This is a genomic window from Streptomyces sp. GC420 (genome assembly GCF_009916105.1).
Classification (GTDB): Bacteria; Actinomycetota; Actinomycetes; order Streptomycetales; family Streptomycetaceae; genus Streptomyces.
Genome location: NZ_JAAAXQ010000722.1, coordinates 1 through 1671 on the forward strand (window position 1 = coordinate 1; position 1671 = coordinate 1671).

3 protein-coding genes and 1 pseudogene are annotated in these 1671 nt (G+C 69.1%); all 4 read left to right on the top strand.

The features are described 5' to 3' along the window. The coding region (locus GUY61_RS38110) for a hypothetical protein (protein WP_208106973.1) at window positions 1-518 on the top strand (518 nt) is incomplete at its 5' end. Window positions 519-622: 104 nt separating this feature from the next. Then, window positions 623-883 carry a hypothetical protein gene (locus GUY61_RS38115; protein ID WP_166634863.1) on the top strand — a complete coding sequence of 87 codons (261 nt, stop codon included), beginning with the start codon at window positions 623-625 and terminating at the stop codon, window positions 881-883. Window positions 884-962: 79 nt separating this feature from the next. Beyond that, a complete protein-coding gene (locus GUY61_RS38120) occupies window positions 963-1415 on the top strand; it encodes a hypothetical protein (RefSeq protein ID WP_166634864.1) in 453 nt (150 codons plus the stop codon). Between the two features lie 68 nt (window positions 1416-1483). Continuing rightward, a pseudogene (locus GUY61_RS38125) lies at window positions 1484-1671 on the top strand (hypothetical protein); the annotation flags it as partial.

The following is a 1671-nucleotide window of genomic DNA, read 5'->3' on the forward strand; positions in this document are numbered from 1 at the left end:
GGACCCCCAGCGTCCTACTGACCCACGGGCTCGGAACGCGCCAAGGCGACACGACGTCCGCCGGACGACCACACACCGATTTTCACGCACACAGGGTGTCGCCGTCAGGCGACCGGATTACTGACCCCTCAGAGCCTGTTCTGAACCCCGAATCAACACGCAAGGAAGCAGTCACCATGGGAAATAGGTCGCGACCCGGCTCCATCGTCATCCGTGAGATCCCGCACCCTGAGTTCACCGTGGACGGGGAAAAGTTCCGCGTCGATGAGCTGGTCTGGAATGGCATCACCGGCCGGTCGTTCGACCTGGTGCGCTGCAACGGCGATGAGGTGTTGACCGACGAGTCGTTCGACGAGTACCCCACCGACGTGCAGATCGCCTCGGTGCTGGTGGATCACGGTGTCTATGTCACGTGGACGACGTGCACGTTCTGCCGTGCGGACATTCCGCTGGACCTCGCACGCCTCTGCGGCGGCGGCTTGGTGGGGGACTGCCACTGGGACGAGCGGCTGCGATGACCTCCTGAGACCTCTCAATTCAAGGTTCAGGAACAGGCAGTCACCGTCTCCGGGGCCCGGTGAGCCACCACCGGGCCCCAGGCAGCCACGAAACGAGCCACGCCATGTCCACTCTGCTGATCGGCCGCTGGTCCACGGACAACGCCACCCTCAGCATCACCGCGTCCCACCAGATCGACGACGAGGACCAGGCCGCCGTCGACGCCCTCACCCGGCCCGCGTTCGCCAACGGCGCGAACTGGGCGTGCACGTTCCCCGTCGACACCCACCGCCACGCCGTGCAGCGCGCGTACGAGGAGTTCGCCCGCGACGACGACGCCTGGCTCGACGACAGCGTCGAGCACGTCGAGCCGGTCACCCCCTGACCTCACCCACAGCCACGCCCGGCCCCGCGCCGGGCGCCCGCTCCCCCGTGTCCCGCACCCGCACCCGAAGGGCTCCCCCATGCTCGGCAACACCGAATTCGAGTGGGTCTCCGCCAACGCCACACCGGTCCTGCTCTACCCCGGCTTCAGCTCCGACGACGCACTCGTCGAGCCCGGCGAGATCGTCGCAGCCGTCTACGACAGCAGCGACGGCATCGCCCTCTACGGCAACCGCGACAAGGTGCTCCACCTCCTCCTCCAGCTCGCCGAAGCCGTCCGCACCGCACCGCCCGTCCCCACCACGGAGGCGTGCATCGCGGCCACGACCGACCCCACCGCCTGGAAGCCGGGCCCCCTCACCTCCCCGCTGGCTCCGACGAGCAAGGGCTGGACCCTGTGCGGCGCCGAGTCCCACCAGCCCATCGCGGCCGACCCCCGCCTGGCGACCTGTTCCGACTGCATCGACGCCTTCAACGAGCGCGGACCACAAACCCCCCTCCGCCTCGTCCACTTCCTCCCCGCCAAGCCCTGACACCACCCCACGCCGCCCTCCTCCGGTGCCAGGCCCGCAGGGCTCGGCACCCCGACCCAAGGCCCCTCATGAACCCCACCGACGCAGCCGGCCCCCTCTTCGAAGCCCTCCTCACCGAAGCCCAGCAGTGGGCGTGCGACGACACCGAGGACCAGGAGCAGCTCGAAGCGATCGACCACGCCGACAGCCCGCACGACAAGCTCGCGCTGCTGCAGAACTCCAGCCTCGTCCCTTCCCACCTGGCCTCGGCCATCGC